This is a genomic window from Microcystis sp. M165S2 (assembly GCF_020245885.1).
Classification (GTDB): Bacteria; Cyanobacteriota; Cyanobacteriia; order Cyanobacteriales; family Microcystaceae; genus Microcystis.
In genome coordinates, this window is the sequence record NZ_JADBTZ010000104.1 from 1 (window position 1) to 16,290 (window position 16,290).

The window sequence follows — 16,290 nt, forward strand, 5'->3', positions numbered from 1 at the left end:
ACAAATCTAATGCTTCTAGATAGAGAGGTTCTGCTTCTGGGTATCTGCCTTGGGAGTAGTACAAGTATGCTAAATTGTTGAGGGAACTTGCCACATTGGGATGATTGTCTCCTAAGAGTCGTTTATACAAATCTAATGCTTCTAGAAGGAGAGGTTCTGCTTCTGGGTATCTGCCTTGGGATTGGTACAATTCTGCTAAATTGTTGAGGGAAGTTGCGACATCGGGATGATTGTCTCCTAAACGGGTTCGAGTTGCGGTTAAACAAGCTTGATGGTAAGGTTCAGCAATAGCATACAATCCTTGTCCATTATAATAACGAGCTAAACCCGTATAAGACCAAACTAAATCCTCATCAGCGATATATTCTGGATATTCCCTGACAGCTTGTTCAATATGGGGAATTAAGGGAGTCAGATTTTGAATAATATCTAGAGTAGGAGTGTCGGGGACTGTTCTCGATGTATCTGTCATCACTGTACAATAACGACTTTTTGCGGTATTGGCTATCTCGGAACCTTCTAATTTTTCCCGTAAATAAAGACGGATGAGGGGATGGAGTTGATACCATTCATTGCCTAAAGATTTCAGCAAATTAAGCTTAACCAAGCTATCGGTTAACCATTTTTCTATCTCGTCTTTAGCTTCATCAGAAAATAAACTGATGATTAAGTGCTTGGGAAAAGGTGCCGAAGCAAATAAACTGAGACACAGAGCTAATTTTTGTGCTTGTGTTTCTAACAGCTGCCAACTGAGATTCAGAATTGTTTTAATACTGCGGACTTCCTCCTTATCAGAGTTGAGATATTCCGAGCCTTTTTTCGGGAATTTTTCCTTGGTATTTGCTAAAGTTTCAGTAGTTGCTTGTTTCAGAAAACTGCCTAGTAATTGTAATCCTAGAGGCAAATATCCTAAACACTGACAAAGTTGCTTGGCTGCCTCTAACTCTGCGGTTAGACGTTCTTTTCCTAAGTAGGTTTGCAGTAAATCTAAAGCTTGCGCTGCTGTGAGAACATCTAAGTTTATCGTTGATAGCGATACCCCTAAGTAACTAAAGCGAGTTGTAATCAAAACCCGAAAACGAGATTCTTTTACCGGTGGTAGATAAGATTTAATTTGGTCGTAGTCACGCACATCATCAAAAATAATTAAAGCATTTCCCTCGGGCCAATTTTGCCAACAGTAACGCACTCGTTCACTTAAGGTTCCCTGATTGGGGATGTTTAAACCCAGGTATTCTCTGGCAAAAAATAAAATAGCCAAACCGGGTTCACTGTTAAGGACATTTATCCAACAAATACCCGCAGGATAATCCCCTTTATGTTGCCAAGCATACTGTAAAGCTAATTCAGTTTTTCCCGAACCTCCCATCCCACTTAAAACCACTGGGGAAGATTGCTGAAAAGCTTGATTAATCCGGGATAATTCCTGTTCTCTACCAACAAAGTTAACTGCTGTTCCTGGTAAATTATAGGGATCATTAACGGTATTTTTATCGGTAAATAGCTGATTATAGTTGGTAGCTTGGGTTGAATTTTCTGTTAAAGATAACCGCAGGAAAAACCAAGAATTTAAATCTGGCATAAACCGAATAACTTTGTTAGTAAAATCATGGGTCATCCACCAAATTTGTCGGAGATTAAAACGAGCTAAATTTTCTCGATTGAAATTAATTAATTGCAAGGCATCTACTAGGGAAACATCAGAACTAAAAGCGGTTTCAAAACCAGTAATTGACACTACTCTCGACTCCAATTCTGCCAATTGTGTTAACAAGAAGTTCAAGACAAAAGAGGGTTTTTCCCATCTTGGTAAGACAATTTTATGAAAAATAATACCTTGTTCTTGCAGTTTATTCTCTAATTCTCTAACTACTTGCTGACGGGAAAACTCATCATAAAATTCCACCCTAGCTAAACCTCTAGATGGTCTTCGTCCCCATAATAGCAAACGAGCTGCCGTATGGGCAATAGTACCCGGTTCTAACTCCGATTGATTAGTTTGATTAACTTGATGTACCACCGGGGACACCTCCATCGGGACCAGTAGGAATATGACCTTGAGCATTTAAAATATCAACCACAAGGGGATGCACCATAAAGCATCTTTCCCCGTCTCCATCTACTTCTTGAATCGCTCGATCATTTAATAAAGCGTATAATATCTCATTGGGAATTTGTGCTTCTGGATTAGCATCATAAATTCGTTTTAACAATAATACCTTATCCCCATAACTAACATGATCGGTATCATAAGGATTTTGGCCTAAACGTCTTTCATAATCTGTTCTTAAACTGCGAATTGCTCTGCTAATATGACTAGACATGATCAGATTTTGTTTATTGACAATTGCCTCATCAGAAGCTTCTCTAACCAGATAAAATAAATCTCTGATATTGCCACCGGAGGCAATAATAACCCGCTCTATTTGTCCATCTTCAAATAAATTAGATTTAACTCTTGCTTCTAAAACTTTTCTCACTGCTTCCCGTCCTTTTTGGTTGGGAGTATGATCTTTTTGGCAAAAAACCGGAGTATCGGGAATCAGGAGATTATGGTCAAAAGTGAGGTTAATACCGGGAGATGAATTATATAATCCAATCGGAATATTAAAAATAATGTGAATGTCTAAATCTTTGAAAATATTAGAATAGTTTAAAAATAAATCCCTGACCGCTTCCTGTGAAACACCAGCTTTATCGAAGTCCTCTCCAATAATTAGCCAGCTTCTCTGCATAGTTTCCTGTAAGTTCTGATTACATTCTTTCAGGAGTTGATTAGCAATATTAATTAAATCTCTGGAACGGGAAAGACGGTATTCAACAACTTTTTTCTCTCGCGAGGAAGCAAACCGGAATTCTCCCTTGAGAGAGGCAAAAAGTCCGAGAATTTTATTCCAGAGAGAATCTTCTTTTGCTCCCGCTCCTGCTTCCATTTTGATTTGACTTTCTCTGGTTTCCTTGCGGGTAAATTCTTCAGAACTAAACCAATCCCAAAGCTTTTGTAAATTTTGACTACTAGGCTGCCGAGAAATTTGAGCGGTTTTCTCAACAATTTCCACCACCATAAAGAGAAATACATCAAGGGGACTGAAATTAATCGCATCGAGTTCACTTAAAACACTAAATCGCAGGGGTTCAAAATGCTGTTTAATCTCATGATCATTAATTAAACGAGTTAATTCTGTCGATTTGCCTACCCCCGTGTGTCCCATTAAACAGGCTTTGTAATATTGTTGCGTATCTATGACCCGTTTTAACCCTAATTTTAGACGCTCAATTTTATCTTCCCCTCTCACCCGATTCATTTCTTCTCGATAAAAAGCATCTATTTCCTTCTGAGTTAATAGGGGTTCAGGAGATGTAGTTGAATAGATTTCATCAAGAGTAGTCGCAGGTTCAAAGCGAGTCAGAGAGGGGTGTTGCATAGAGACAGGAAAAATCATTCTCTGGAGATACTTTTTATTATATAGGGTTGGCTGAATATCAGGTCATTCTGTTATTCTGAATTCCCCGACCGACTCCTAACCCCAGCAAGAGACTTATTCAGCAGACCCTATTTAAGCGGGAAAAACCCCTTTTTTTGTAGTCTGTGATACTGTTTTTTTGATTGAGATCGTATAGGGTCAAAGAAATTGCTTCTAGGGTTCCGATTTAAGCGTCTTTAAATGTCAGGTCCGAGAGGAGCAAGCTAGTCTTAAATGAGCGGATCAAAAAATTTTTCCATCTAAGCTGGCTACACGGCGGGATAAAAGCCCGGGAGACTTTGAGGATAACTGTTTTGAGGCAGTGTCTTTGAAGACTCCCGGGTTATTGTATTTTGAGGTGAAATGATGTCCGAGGAATCTACTTTTCAACCCCCGCATTTAACCGAAGCTCAACAGGCCTTAGAAAAAGAACGCCATTTGCCCCTAACCGGTTGGCAACAGGAAGTTTCTCAGGGGTTAACCTACGGTTTAGAGGCGGCCGATAGTATTCGTGATCGCAGTATTCCCACCTTTTCCAGGGGTGAGTTACCCCACTATGCGGGAATTAATACTTTTATGAAGGCTCCCTATTTGGAAGATGTGCGGAATGTGGGCAATTATGACGTGGCAATCGTGGGTGTTCCCCATGATTCGGGGACAACTTACCGACCCGGAACTCGTTTTGGACCCCAGGGAATTCGGCGGATTTCGGCTCTTTATACGCCCTACAATTTTGAATTAGGGGTAGATTTGCGCGAACAAATTACGCTCTGTGATTTGGGGGATATTTTCACCATTCCTGCTAATAATGAAAAGTCCTTTGATCAAATCTCTAAGGGGGTTGCCCATGTCTTTAGTTCCGGTGCCTTGCCGATTATTTTAGGGGGTGATCATTCCATTGGTTTTCCGACAGTGCGGGGTATTTGTCGGCATTTAGGGGATAAAAAAGTCGGTATTATTCACTTTGATCGCCATGTGGATACCCAGGAAACGGATTTAGATGAACGGATGCACACTTGCCCCTGGTTTCATGCCACCAATATGAAAAATGCTCCTGCTAAGAATCTCGTCCAATTAGGGATTGGTGGTTGGCAAGTTCCCCGTCAAGGTGTTAAAGTTTGCCGCGAGCGCGCCACTAATATTTTGACCGTCACCGACATTGTAGAACGAGGCATTGATGCTGCCGCCGAATTTGCCTTAGAACGAGCTTTAGATGGTACGGATTGCGTTTGGATTAGTTTTGATATTGATTGCATTGATGCCGGTTTTGTCCCCGGTACAGGTTGGCCAGAACCGGGCGGTTTATTACCCCGTGAAGCCTTAGCTTTATTAGGTAAAATTATCCAAAAAGCTCCCATTTGTGGTATGGAAGTGGTGGAAGTTTCCCCTCCCTACGATATTAGTGATATGACCTCTTTGATGGCTACCCGTGTTATTTGTGATGCCATGGCCCATCTGGTTATTTCAGGTCAATTACCCCGTAAAGAAAAGCCTTATTATATTCATCCTGATGCCAATCTGGCCGTTGACGAACCCTGGCAGTAATTTCCTATGCACGAAACTGATATGACCAAGGCGTTAATTATGACAGTTCGAGATTGGTATGATAGCCAACCTGAAAAGCTCAAAATTGAAAAAATTCATCTCATGGTTGGTGAATTTACCTGTGTCGAACCGGTCAGTTTACAATTTGCCTTTGAAGTTCAAACTGCCAATACTTTTCTTGCTGGTGTGGAATTAGCCATTAAAAATATTCCCCTAATTGCTTATTGTCATTGCTGCCAAAAGGATTATCAACCCCAAATTGGCCAGCAATATTCTTGCCCAACTTGTCGATCACCGATGGAGGATATTCGTTCAGGTCGAGAGTTAAAAATTGACCACATTGAATATTCTTTAGTTTCTTAAACAAAGTTGGGCGATCGCTTATACAAGTTCGATGATCAATTATTCATTCTCAATTAAAATGCACCAAACTTTTGACGCGGCCCTAGAAATTAATCTACTTCATGCCAATCAAACAGGAGCCGATCACAACCGGGAACATTTTGACGAGTGGGGCATTACCTGTTTAAACTTGATGAGTAGTCCTGGTGCGGGTAAAACTGTGTTATTGGAAAAAACCCTCGCATCCTTAAAAGATCAATTAAAAATGGCTGTTATTGAAGGCGATATGACTACCGAACTAGATGCCGATCGCCTGAGACAATATGGAGTTCCCGTGATTGCCATTAATACAGGTCGCTCCTGTCACTTAGATTCCAAAATGGTAGCCGGGGGAATCCATCGTTTCAAAGAAGATTATAACCCCAAAGAGTTTGATTTATTGTTGGTGGAAAATGTGGGAAATTTAGTTTGTCCTGCCGAATTTGAGGTAGGGGAACACGCAAAAGTTGCTCTATTAAGTCTGACTGAAGGAGAAGATAAACCCCTCAAATATCCAATTATGTTTCAAGAAGCAGATTGTCTGATTATTACTAAATTAGATCTGGCTCCTTATTTAGAGATTGATTTAAACCGTTTAGAAGCAAATGTTCGCTCCATGAATCCCGATGTAAAGATTATCGCTCTTTCTGCTCAAACAGGAGAAGGTTTAGAAGAATGGTTAAATTGGGTAAAAAGCCAAGTCAATACTCCGAGGTTTTTGAATTGTTAATCAGTAACAGTTTTTGAGATTTATTTCTGTTTTACTATCTGTCATCTCTAAAGGCTATTACCTATGAAACGGCGCAATTTTTTCTCCTTACCTCTCGTTTTTTTTAGTAGCTTACTCCTGACCGTTAGTTGTAATCAAGCTCCTCAGCAAAACCCCAATGCAAGTACTTCTCTGAGTAACACTGTCCCCATTGTCATCGGTTATAGTAACTGGGCCGGTTGGTGGCCATGGGCGATCGCTGAAGAAGAGGGATTATTTGCTAAAAATGGGGCTAATGTTCAAATGAAATGGTTTGATGGTTATCTTGAATCCTTGCAAGCTTTAGCTGCTGGACAATTAGATGGAAATAGTCAAACTCTTAACGATACCATCGCTTTTGCAGGAGATGCAGTGAATGGTCAAGTTGCTGTTTTAGTCAATGATAACTCGTTGGGAAATGACAAAATTATTGTCACAGAAGAGATTAAAACGATTCAAGATTTAAAAGGCAAAAAAGTTGCAGTCGAAGAAGGCGTTGTCGGTGATTTTCTCCTCAGTTTAGCCCTAGAAAAAGAAGGAATGAGCCGTAAAGATGTGCAAATTGTACCCATGGAAACAGGGGCTGCTGCCGCCGCTTTTGCATCGGGAAAAGTAGATGCAGTTGGTGCTTTTCCACCTTTTTGGTCAACAGCACTTAAACGAAAAGGTTCTAAAGAATTAATTAGTTCTAAAGCTTTTTCAGGTGCTATTCCTGATTTATTAGTTGTCAGTGCCAAATTAATCAAAGAAAAGCCAGAACAGGTTCAAGCTTTGGTAAAAACATGGTTTGATGTTCGAGAGTTTATGACTAAAAATCCCCAAAAAGCCGATGAGATTATGGCCAAGCGTGCGGGCATTAGCCCAGAAGAATTAGCCCTATATAAAGAGGGAACGAAGTTTTTCACCTTAGAAGAAAACCTAGAAGCGTTTAGTCCTGGTAAAACTATGAAAAATATGCCCTTTGCCGCTCAAAAAATGGCTGATTTTATGAGGGAAGTTGGCTTTATTAAAAAAGTCCCCGATCTAACAACCATTTTAGACCCCCAATTTGTCAAAGTGTTGGCAAATCAAGACAAAAAAGCCTAATTATCCCCTCTTGTAGATCGAGAAATTAAAGGTTCCAATTCTCTATCTATAAGAGGGATTAGGGAGACAAGTTGACCTCAAGAATTTTTTGATAACTGGGTGATATTGGCTATCAAAATTATTCTTTTCTTTTAAAAATCCCATGACCACAACACCTAAAACGCTTCCTCAAAGCACTTTTTGGCAGATTACCGAGAATATTCCCGAATCCCTAAAGTGGACTTTAATGATTTCCTCTATTATTGTCCCGCTTATTTTATGGTTACTAATCTCTAGTTTTGCGGGCATTGAATCCGTATTTTTGCCTTCTCCTTTAGCCGTTATTCAAGCACTAGGAAAATTAGCAGAACAGGGCTTTTTAATTCAAGATACTATTACCAGTTTTTTACGAGTAGTTGGGGGCTTTTTTTTGGGAGGATTGTTTGCTATTCCCCTGGGGATTTTAATGGGAACTTTTCCGAGTATTCGCAGTTTAATGGAACCGATTATTGGCGTTGTACGTTATATGCCCGCTCCTGCTTTTATTCCCCTATTGGTTATTTATTTGGGTATTGGAGAAACGTCAAAGGTTATGCTGATTTTTATCGGGACAATTTTCTTTAATACTCTGATGATTATGGATGCGGTCAAGTTTATTTCCCGGGAATTGATCGAAGTAACTTATACCCTTGGAGGAACTCGAAAACAGGTTTTATTTAAAGTGATTACTCCCTATATTATTCCTAATATTATTGATACTTTTCGCGTTAATATGGCGGCCGCTTGGAATTTGGTAGTGGTGGCGGAATTGGTGGCGGCCGATAATGGGTTAGGCAAACGCATTTTATTGGCTCAAAAATTTCTGAGAACTGATGAAATTTTTGCCTGTTTAATTGTACTAGGAATTATTGGCTTTGCTCTAGATTTAAGTTTTCGTTTGTTTTTGCAGTGGACTTGTAAATGGTCAATTACTCGTTAACTTAAAAACTCAAGCACAGAGTTTATTATGTCACCAGTAAAGTTATTTTAATGATAAGAGAAGAACCTTAATGCACTTAGAAATTACTCAACTCAATAAAATTTTCATCACTAAACGAGGTGCTGTGGTCGCTCTGAAAGATATTAATTTACACGTTGACAGTGCTGAATTTGTCTGTGCGGTCGGGGCCTCTGGTTCAGGTAAATCAACTTTGTTGCGAATGATTGCGGGTTTAGAGCAGCCCACTTCTGGCAAAATTACCGTTGATGGTGTTGAAGTGACAGGGCCAGGAGCCGATCGCGGTATGGTTTTTCAAAATTATACACTCTATCCCTGGATGACGATCCAAAAAAATGTTGAATTTGGCTTAAAACTACAGGGATTATCGACAAAAGAATGCTGGGAAGTAGCCTGTTATTATCTGGATATTGTGGGTTTAACCCAATTCGCTAATGCTTATCCTAGAGAACTATCGGGTGGGATGAAACAACGGGTGGCGATCGCCCGCTCTCTTGCCTGTCATCCCAAAGTCTTATTAATGGACGAACCTTTTGCCGCTTTAGATGTACAAACCAAAGAAAGAATGCACGAATATTTAATTGAAATTTGGCAAAAAATTAGGTGTAGTATTTTAATGATTACCCATGATGTGGATGAAGCGGTTTTTTTAGCTCAACGTATTTATGTTTTGAGTGCTAGGCCAGGGACTATACAACGAGAATTAACAATTAATTTACCCGTAGATCGTAATTATAAAATTAAACGACAATCTCAGTTTTATGACTATACGGATCAAATTTACGGCCTACTACGGGGTGATAAATCCTAGAAAAAACTAGGGAGCATCAAGAGTAGTCTCTGGTTCAAAACGAGTTAGAGCAGCAAAAATCATCCTCAAACAGCGATCGCTGCTGCCGCAAACCCCTAGATAAATGATGGAACAGTTGTTCAACCATTAAGATTTTGTGATAATCCTGGGCAAGTGTGATCTAAAGTACAGCTTTTTTTGGGGAAGTTTCTCCATCGGTGCTGCCTTGGGTCGCCAATATGATAGAATGTCAGTAAATTGATACAAAACTTTACTTCAAGGTGAATCTATGCCGTTTACGATCGAATCAGCGCGGAGCATTTTCCCCAACACGCTATCAGCGGATGTGGTTCCCGCCACGATTGCGCGTTTCAATCAGCTGAATACCGAAGATCAACTAGCCTTGATTTGGTTTGCCTATCTAGAAATGGGCAAAACCATCACCGTTGCCGCCCCCGGCGCTGCTAGTATGGTATTTGCCGAAAACACCATGAATGAAATTCGGCAGATGTCACCCTTGCAACAGTCGCAGGTGATGTGCGACTTAGCGAACCATGCTGACACCCCGATTTGTCGTACCTACGGCACTTGGTCTGCTAATATCAAACTGGGATTCTGGTATCAATTAGGACAATGGATGGAAGATGGCAGTGTTGCGCCAATTCCCAAGGGTTATCAACTATCTGCTAATGCTACCGCCGTTTTAGACGGGATTAAAAAATTAGAGTCGGGACAACAAATCACCGTTCTGCGGAATTGTGTGGTGGATATGGGCTACGATCCCAAGAAACTGGGCGATTATAACCGTATTTCCGAACCCGTGGTTCCTCCCCAAAATATTGCCGAACGGACCAAAGTTAGCATTGAAGGCGTTACCAATGCCACCGTCCTCAACTATATGGACAACCTCAACGCCAATGACTTTGATGTATTAATTGAATTATTCACCCCTGACGGTGCTCTGCAACCACCTTTCCAACGTCCCATCGTCGGTAAAGAGGCAGTGTATCGCTTTTTCCGCGAAGAATGCCAAAATTTGAAATTAATCCCCGAATGCGGTGTAGTGGAACCCGCCGATGACGGTTTTACTCAGATTAAAGTGACAGGAAAAGTACAAACCCCCTGGTTTGGTGCGGGTGTGGGTATGAATATGGCATGGCGCTTCCTCCTAACTCCTGATAATAAAATTTTCTTCGTAGCGATCGATTTATTAGCTTCTCCGAAAGAATTATTAAACTTTGCCCGTGGCTAAATAGCTACTGGAAGAAATCATTAAAAATTCTGATGAAATTTATTAGAGTTCCTTGTCAAGTGAACTCTTTTTTTTCTACAATCAAAAAGCTGACTTTAAAAAATTGGGAAATACACCAGTTTCCTCTCTGATGTAGGTAAGAATAACTAAACGATCATTCTTACAGATGTCGGAGCTAAGAGTCATGGTAGCTCAAAAACCCAAAATTATCATCCCTAAAACTAAAATCATGCCCGTGAGTGAAATAATTTGGTCAGATACCGAACAAGAAATTGCTCAAACTGCTTTCCAAAAAGCCTATCAGCGAGAAACTAGCACTTTAATAGAACATATTAAAGAACAGTCTGTTCAGATCACGGTTTTAGATGATATCTGGCAAATGCACGATTATCTAAGCGCCCGACGACATCAGATTGATGGTAAATATGACTATCGCTATACTTCCCTAATTTTTGTCTTTGCTCAACTGTTAAAGGAAGGATGGTTAAAGCTAGAGGATCTCAACGGTTTGGAAAAAGATAAACTAGCGAAAATCGCTGCCCTCTCGCGAATGTAAATTAATGATTAGCATTAAGCTATCAGCTTTCTGCTTCTAGTTGGGTGACTCAAAAATTCATCTCTAGATAATCAACACCGTCTTAAGTTTTTCCTAAGCGGCAACCAATTCCGCTAGAATGAGTCAATCATCCCGACCGCTTTTCGCTTGTTTTGCACCTTTGGTTTATGTTCAAAAAACTTTTACTTCCCCTAGGAATATCTATCTTTCTCGGTGTTTGTCAGTCTTTGTCAGCCGCCGAATCAGCTATCATCAAATACTACATCTTCCAAGGGTCTGTATCGGTATCAGAATTAAAGCAATTGAGCGAAACAGGCGAATTAGCTCCCGCTTTAGCGGCACAATTAAAGATGGCTAACCAAAAACCCGAAGAATTCCGTAAAATCCTTAATCGTCGCGTAGCGGTGGATGCCGTCTTTCTTTCCAAATTTCTTAATAGTTTTTTGGGCGAAAGTTTGCTAGATTATGCCGCCGAAATTGTCCACACCCCCAATCGGGCTGCTAGTCGGCAAGCTTTACGAGGTTCCTTAGTCACTTCTGCCCTCAACGATAACGAGATTCAAATCATCGAAGTCCTCGCTAATTATCCCACCAGCGAGGTTCATGTGGATGGCAATCGTCTGCTGGATTTAATCAACCAAATTGAGTCAGTATTGAAAAAAATGCCCCGTTTACCTTTCTGATACCAAATCCGCCTTTCAGGTTTTCTTGAATTGCGCTGTAAATTGAATAAATTAGGATAATCTGGTAGGAATAATGACCACTTCTTTGTCTGAAAGGAAAACAGTTAGCGGCAAACCTTTTTTAAAGTGGGCGGGAGGCAAAACTCAACTGGTTCCCAATATTCTATCTTTGATTAATTCCCAGATTTCTCAAGATTGTCAGTTTAACTACATTGAACCTTTTGTCGGAGGTGGGGCAGTTTTATTCTCAGTCTTAAATAATTTTTCTTCTGTCCAAAAAGTCATTATTAATGACATCAATCCTGATTTAATCATGGCTTATAATGTTATTAAAAATAATGTCAAAGAATTAATAGTCAAGCTTAAAAAAATTCAGCAGGATTTTTATGAACTTAAAAATCTAGAGGAACAACAAAAGTTTTTTTTGGATAAAAGAATAGAATTTAATTCTCGCAGCTGCGATGACGATCTAGAAAAGACAGTTTTGTTATTATTTCTCAATAAAACTTGTTTTAATGGACTTTATAGAGTCAATAGCAAAGGACTTTTTAATGTCCCTTTTGGAAAATATGTCAAACCGTTGATCTGCAATGAAGAAAACTTATTAGCTGTCAACCATCATTTACAAAAAGTAACGATCCTACAAGGAGATTTTGTCCAAACCCTAAATTATGCCAATAACAAGACTTTATTTTATTTTGATCCTCCCTATAAACCGATTAAAAAAACATCAGCTTTTACCTCTTATACTAAAGAAAATTTTAACGATGAGGAGCAAATAAGATTAAAACAATTTATCGATCGAGTCGATCAGTCCGGTTATAAATTTATTTTAAGTAATTCCGACGTTAAAAACTTTGACTCTGACAATAATTTTTTTGATGATTTATATAAAGATTATAATATTCAAAGGGTAAAAGCCCGACGAAATATTAATTCCCAGGGCAATAATAGGGAAGAAATCTGGGAATTACTGATCAATAATTGACAAAAATTAAGCCTAAGAGAAAAGAGGGGACAAAATGATACTAAATCCTGTTTAAAATGTATAGCGTAGCAGGGAGAAACAATCAATAACTTGGGAGTTAATCACGCTATTACAAACGGAGTTGGAATGATTACCTTAAAAGCTCGTTTAAAGGATGAGCTTAGAATTAATTTAGTCATTGTTTAATTCTGCAATAATATCATCAATGTTTCCCCGAAAGACTTTCCCTTGTTGGTAGTCTTGACGCGCTTGATGGATATTCTTGGCGATTTCTTCTCGTCTTTTTTCAATTTGTCTATGTCTAATAATACTGATTAAATCATCTTGTTCATCAAAAGAAAGATTGTCAATCATTTCTAAAATTTGATGAAATTGAAGGGTTTGTGACATTGGCGCTTTTCCTTTTTCAAATTAAAGAATAAATTTATTGTCAGTACCTAAGCAAAATTAATTACACAGATATAACTACCTCTTGCATGAGTGCCTATTTTTTAAGCTTTCCTTGGCTTCTTCAAGGGTTTCTCCTTGACCATTTGCACCCGGAATTTCAGTACAAATCGCCCAGTATCCCCCTTCTGTTGCCGCTTCAATGATAGCAGTAAACTCCCCTTTCAAGATAGTCTTCTTCGATAATATATTAGATATAGCGCCCATGCAAAAGTGAAGTGCAACCCCCGGGATTGACAGAGGTAAGCCCCTAGAGATAGTCTGAAGTTTCTGACAAGAGAAAGACTATCCGATCGCCTATATCCATCTTAAGCTAAAAATTTGCTTTGACCATAGTGCTTATCTCGCCAATGGCAATTAATTGGGCACGACTACGTTTACCCTTCTGAGTATGAATTTTATCTGCAATCATCCCTCGATCGAGCATTGCTTAAAACAACAATTAATTAATATTTTTCCAGAAAACAACCATAAATTAACTTTCTATCGTTGCCCAAAAACTGATATTATCCTCTATCGTTCACCTCTGTTTTATTATTTTACGCCCGCTCAATTTCAAACCATATTTAACCATTTAATCGTCCTTTTTCCGCAAATTCAGCTTAAAGAAGGATGGCTGGAATTATTATTAGATCAGCAATGTTTGTCCTTTTGGTTACTGAAACTAAACGATTTAATCGATCAATTTTTCTCGGATCAGCTTCCTCTCCATCCCAGAGGAGAATTTTTCTTTTTATTTCAATACACTCACGCTCGCTATTCTGGTTTGTTACAACTGCTCAATCGGGAAAAAATTAGATTAATCGAGTCTGAACTATTATCGTGGCATCATCCCGCCGAAATAGCTTTAATCCTGCAAATTTTAACCGTTTGTGATTGTTGGGAACGCCAGAAACCCTATCCCCTAACCGCAAATTTTTGCGAGGCAATGCTCAATTTTGAGCGTAACTGTCGCATTATCGGAGAATCGGCCCCAATTCAGCGATCGAGATTAATCCTGATTAGCGTCAGTCAAAAACTACTTAACCGTCTTCTCCGTCAAAAATGGCAACTGCTGCCGATGACGGAACTATAAAAATATTAACTTTTATGAATTTAGTGGACAAAACCATCAGCTTATGATAGATTTTAATTAGTGTGAGGAGCGAACCAGAATAGAGAGCCGAGACGAAACATGGACAGTCGCCGGCTCTCTTTCTGTTGTTCAGGAATTATTTTCTTCTTGGCGATATTTAATAAAAGTGGGCAAATCAACCCGAAAAGAGGAATATTTCGGGGAAGGGGAGATGATAGGTGCGGGCCAATCCCTCTCTTTCTTATTTAAGGATTCCACTGGCTCAATTGTCTCTAATTCCGCTAAAAACTCATCGATGGGAGCCACTTCATCGCTTTCTTGATTCTCTGTCTGAGACCAAGGCTCGATCGCGGCTGCCTTGGCGACAAGGGCTAAATCCGGGGGAGAATTGCGATCGCTCCCGCGCTGGAAATACTGGGCTAAGGCCGCTTTATACTGGAGGGTGTAGCGTTGCTGACGTTGGAGACGGGTGCGTAATTCCTGCAATTGCTGGTCATAGTTGCACAGTTTTTGGCTTTTTTCCTGATAACTTTCCTGAATTAAGGCACATTCTCGCTCTAAACGGGCTAATTGTTGACGCGTGCGGGTCAATTCTGCGGTCAAATTGGCAATAATCATCGGTTGCCGTTGTTCTGCTTGACGATACTGTTCGATTTCTCCTAAAGCTCGCTGTAATTGTTGCTTTTCGTATTGCAGTTCCTCGTTTTGCTGGTGGATTAGGGTATCACAACTTTGCCAGCGACGATGTTGCTCGGCTAACTGCGATCGTAGTTCTGCGAGAGCTTGCTCCCGTCGCCAGATCTCCCCTTGTAATTCTTGATTTTGTTGACGTAAATGAGAGGATAGAGCCGGCCAATCTGTCTCATCTGTTGATTGACTCTCATGCTCGACAATTTCAGCAGTAATGACAGTATCCGCATGGGTGAGATGATCGAGGTACAGGTCGGAATTATCGTTCATAAAAGCCAAAGGATGAGGAAACCTAGAAGTTTAGAGACGTTAAAAGCCTTTTATCGTTCCAAAAAAAAATGGGAACCGCATTGTTAGAGACTGCCGCGCGGTTCCACTGCCGATCCTTGAGAGGAGAACACATAAATAACTATAAGCTTATTAGGAATTTTTGTCAATACCTAATGAGAAGTTTTTTCAATAAGTTGGAGGAGAGAGGGGAATCGACTAATTCGTAGATAGGGTTGGCTGAATAAATCTAAAAACCTTGTTGGGTAAGACTTTTAGACTTTTTTGACATCAAAAAGTGCCAGCCATAAAACCCCACACCCCACACCCCACACCCTACCCCCACGAAAAACTTTTTGCCGCAAACCCTATATATCTATTGATACAAGCATCGGTCGAGCGGGTTAGCGGCTCGATGTGCTTCAATAATTCTATAGTTTTTATTTTCCTTGTCGTATCATGCCACGTCCCCCGAAGAAAACCCCTAGCACCCCTGAACCCCCCGAAGAGCCAATTAAAGCCACTCCTCCCCTACAACCTCTACAAATTATTAAAAAGGGTTCTAGGGCTGCAGTACCCCCCAAACCCCCGGAAACCCCTTCAGAAATCATCGAGGAAAAACCGGCCGCGGAAACGGTAAAATCAGTCAGTAGCGAGATAAAATCTCCTTTCCGTCCTCGTTCCGATTCGGCTCCTCTATTCCGAAAACCAATTCCCAAAGCAGAAATTCCTGTCATCGAAAAAGCGACGGGAGCCAATGGCGAAGTATTTAATCTGACCGATTCTGTCCTCATTACCGAACCTTTTGGTACTCGTATTGCCGCTATTATCGATAGTTTTTATGCCGATGCTCAAGGCGAAATCTGGGCGCGACTCAAACCGGTGGAAGTTAATCCCGATTGTCGCTGGGAACAGGCCTGTATTCGCTCTCAGGGTTTGGTAAAAGCTGAGTAAGACAGTTATCAGTTATCAGTTATCAGTTATCAGTTATCAGATTTGAGTTTTAAGTGTGCAGTATTAACAAGTAATACTAAATCTGGTTATTAAAAACTGATTATAGCGTTTTTCAGTCTGCTGAGGTACAAAAGTTATGGGTTTTAGGCAAGAGGCAAAAGGCTAAAGGCAAAAGGGAAGAAAAATAGGTGTACCTCACTAGCTTAGGAAACGCTATATTTATTCTCCGTTTTGCATGAGTGCCTCTCCTGAGAGGGGGACAAGCGAGCTAGAAGGTAGATAGGGCAAGCGATATAGCTCTTTGTCCCTTGATGTAATCCTTCAACCGATAGCGGCTAATTTGCATTAGCTCTTCTATATTTTTTGGGAACATTTGATGTAGCCCGAG

The 16,290-nt window shown here is 40.1% G+C and carries 16 protein-coding genes and 1 riboswitch; of the genes, 12 read left to right on the top strand and 4 right to left on the bottom strand.

Translation table 11 applies throughout. The features are described 5' to 3' along the window. Both IM479_RS05530 and IM479_RS05535 read right to left on the bottom strand, forming a co-directional pair. Positions 1 to 2,035: tetratricopeptide repeat protein (locus IM479_RS05530; RefSeq protein ID WP_353737550.1), on the bottom strand; the 2,035-nt coding region annotated here is incomplete at its 3' end. Beyond that, positions 2,004 to 3,425 carry a hypothetical protein gene (locus tag IM479_RS05535; protein ID WP_287684465.1) on the bottom strand — a complete coding sequence of 474 codons (1,422 nt, stop codon included), beginning with the start codon at positions 3,423 to 3,425 and terminating at the stop codon, positions 2,004 to 2,006. The genes IM479_RS05535 and IM479_RS05530, both read right to left, overlap by 32 nt. A 202-nt stretch (positions 3,426 to 3,627) precedes the next feature. Then, positions 3,628 to 3,762, top strand: a riboswitch (guanidine-I (ykkC/yxkD leader). Between the two features lie 68 nt (positions 3,763 to 3,830). Here IM479_RS05535 and IM479_RS05540 point away from each other — a divergent pair. From IM479_RS05540 to IM479_RS05585, 10 genes are all read left to right on the top strand, one after another. Beyond that, the gene (locus tag IM479_RS05540) at positions 3,831 to 5,009 is read left to right on the top strand and encodes an agmatinase family protein (protein WP_002746369.1); all 1,179 of its coding nucleotides are present in this window, start codon (positions 3,831 to 3,833) and stop codon (positions 5,007 to 5,009) included. Between the two features lie 6 nt (positions 5,010 to 5,015). Then, positions 5,016 to 5,372 (top strand): hydrogenase maturation nickel metallochaperone HypA, encoded by a 357-nt coding sequence (gene hypA, locus IM479_RS05545; RefSeq protein ID WP_002798306.1) that lies wholly within the window; start codon positions 5,016 to 5,018, stop codon positions 5,370 to 5,372. 58 nt (positions 5,373 to 5,430) lie between these two features. Beyond that, positions 5,431 to 6,120 carry a hydrogenase nickel incorporation protein HypB gene (gene hypB, locus IM479_RS05550; protein ID WP_287684467.1) on the top strand — a complete coding sequence of 230 codons (690 nt, stop codon included), beginning with the start codon at positions 5,431 to 5,433 and terminating at the stop codon, positions 6,118 to 6,120. 63 nt (positions 6,121 to 6,183) lie between these two features. Further along, a complete protein-coding gene (locus IM479_RS05555; RefSeq protein WP_287684468.1) occupies positions 6,184 to 7,224 on the top strand; it encodes an ABC transporter substrate-binding protein in 1,041 nt (346 codons plus the stop codon). A gap of 142 nt (positions 7,225 to 7,366) precedes the next feature. Further along, positions 7,367 to 8,182 carry an ABC transporter permease gene (locus tag IM479_RS05560; protein ID WP_287684469.1) on the top strand — a complete coding sequence of 272 codons (816 nt, stop codon included), beginning with the start codon at positions 7,367 to 7,369 and terminating at the stop codon, positions 8,180 to 8,182. Between the two features lie 70 nt (positions 8,183 to 8,252). Then, complete coding sequence (locus IM479_RS05565) at positions 8,253 to 9,011, top strand: ABC transporter ATP-binding protein (protein ID WP_286825232.1); 759 nt, start codon at positions 8,253 to 8,255, stop codon at positions 9,009 to 9,011. Between the two features lie 268 nt (positions 9,012 to 9,279). Beyond that, positions 9,280 to 10,242: an orange carotenoid-binding protein gene (locus IM479_RS05570; RefSeq protein WP_287684471.1), complete on the top strand. Its 963-nt coding sequence runs from the start codon at positions 9,280 to 9,282 to the stop codon at positions 10,240 to 10,242. A 229-nt stretch (positions 10,243 to 10,471) separates the two neighbouring features. Further along, positions 10,472 to 10,798 carry a fluorescence recovery protein gene (gene frp, locus IM479_RS05575; RefSeq protein ID WP_287733135.1) on the top strand — a complete coding sequence of 109 codons (327 nt, stop codon included), beginning with the start codon at positions 10,472 to 10,474 and terminating at the stop codon, positions 10,796 to 10,798. 167 nt (positions 10,799 to 10,965) lie between these two features. Beyond that, entirely contained in the window at positions 10,966 to 11,481 is a 516-nt protein-coding gene (locus IM479_RS05580) for an alpha/beta hydrolase (RefSeq protein WP_287684473.1), read from the top strand. A gap of 73 nt (positions 11,482 to 11,554) precedes the next feature. Next, a complete protein-coding gene (locus IM479_RS05585) occupies positions 11,555 to 12,469 on the top strand; it encodes a DNA adenine methylase (RefSeq protein WP_287076824.1) in 915 nt (304 codons plus the stop codon). A 171-nt stretch (positions 12,470 to 12,640) separates the two neighbouring features. Here the strand turns inward: IM479_RS05585 and IM479_RS05590 are convergent, their stop codons facing one another. Next, entirely contained in the window at positions 12,641 to 12,859 is a 219-nt protein-coding gene (locus tag IM479_RS05590) for a hypothetical protein (protein WP_286825227.1), read from the bottom strand. Positions 12,860 to 13,307: 448 nt separating this feature from the next. Here IM479_RS05590 and IM479_RS05595 point away from each other — a divergent pair, with 448 nt between their 5' ends. Further along, entirely contained in the window at positions 13,308 to 13,991 is a 684-nt protein-coding gene (locus tag IM479_RS05595; RefSeq protein ID WP_287684475.1) for a DALR anticodon-binding domain-containing protein, read from the top strand. 129 nt (positions 13,992 to 14,120) lie between these two features. On the opposite strand, the gene IM479_RS05600 is transcribed toward IM479_RS05595, so the two are convergent. After that, the gene (locus IM479_RS05600) at positions 14,121 to 14,951 is read right to left on the bottom strand and encodes a hypothetical protein (RefSeq protein WP_287684474.1); all 831 of its coding nucleotides are present in this window, start codon (positions 14,949 to 14,951) and stop codon (positions 14,121 to 14,123) included. A 456-nt stretch (positions 14,952 to 15,407) separates the two neighbouring features. On the opposite strand from IM479_RS05600, the gene IM479_RS05610 reads away from it, so the two are divergent. After that, positions 15,408 to 15,902 carry a hypothetical protein gene (locus IM479_RS05610; RefSeq protein ID WP_002798323.1) on the top strand — a complete coding sequence of 165 codons (495 nt, stop codon included), beginning with the start codon at positions 15,408 to 15,410 and terminating at the stop codon, positions 15,900 to 15,902. Positions 15,903 to 16,290: the final 388 nt, after the last annotated feature.

Coding starts and splice junctions, on each gene's coding strand:
- IM479_RS05535 (WP_287684465.1), bottom strand. CDS start 3,425: ATGCAACACCCCTCTCTGACTCGCTTTGAACCTGCGACTACTCTTGAT.
- IM479_RS05540 (WP_002746369.1), top strand. CDS start 3,831: ATGTCCGAGGAATCTACTTTTCAACCCCCGCATTTAACCGAAGCTCAA.
- hypA (WP_002798306.1), top strand. CDS start 5,016: ATGCACGAAACTGATATGACCAAGGCGTTAATTATGACAGTTCGAGAT.
- hypB (WP_287684467.1), top strand. CDS start 5,431: ATGCACCAAACTTTTGACGCGGCCCTAGAAATTAATCTACTTCATGCC.
- IM479_RS05555 (WP_287684468.1), top strand. CDS start 6,184: ATGAAACGGCGCAATTTTTTCTCCTTACCTCTCGTTTTTTTTAGTAGC.
- IM479_RS05560 (WP_287684469.1), top strand. CDS start 7,367: ATGACCACAACACCTAAAACGCTTCCTCAAAGCACTTTTTGGCAGATT.
- IM479_RS05565 (WP_286825232.1), top strand. CDS start 8,253: ATGCACTTAGAAATTACTCAACTCAATAAAATTTTCATCACTAAACGA.
- IM479_RS05570 (WP_287684471.1), top strand. CDS start 9,280: ATGCCGTTTACGATCGAATCAGCGCGGAGCATTTTCCCCAACACGCTA.
- frp (WP_287733135.1), top strand. CDS start 10,472: ATGCCCGTGAGTGAAATAATTTGGTCAGATACCGAACAAGAAATTGCT.
- IM479_RS05580 (WP_287684473.1), top strand. CDS start 10,966: ATGTTCAAAAAACTTTTACTTCCCCTAGGAATATCTATCTTTCTCGGT.
- IM479_RS05585 (WP_287076824.1), top strand. CDS start 11,555: ATGACCACTTCTTTGTCTGAAAGGAAAACAGTTAGCGGCAAACCTTTT.
- IM479_RS05590 (WP_286825227.1), bottom strand. CDS start 12,859: ATGTCACAAACCCTTCAATTTCATCAAATTTTAGAAATGATTGACAAT.
- IM479_RS05595 (WP_287684475.1), top strand. CDS start 13,308: ATGAATTTTATCTGCAATCATCCCTCGATCGAGCATTGCTTAAAACAA.
- IM479_RS05600 (WP_287684474.1), bottom strand. CDS start 14,951: ATGAACGATAATTCCGACCTGTACCTCGATCATCTCACCCATGCGGAT.
- IM479_RS05610 (WP_002798323.1), top strand. CDS start 15,408: ATGCCACGTCCCCCGAAGAAAACCCCTAGCACCCCTGAACCCCCCGAA.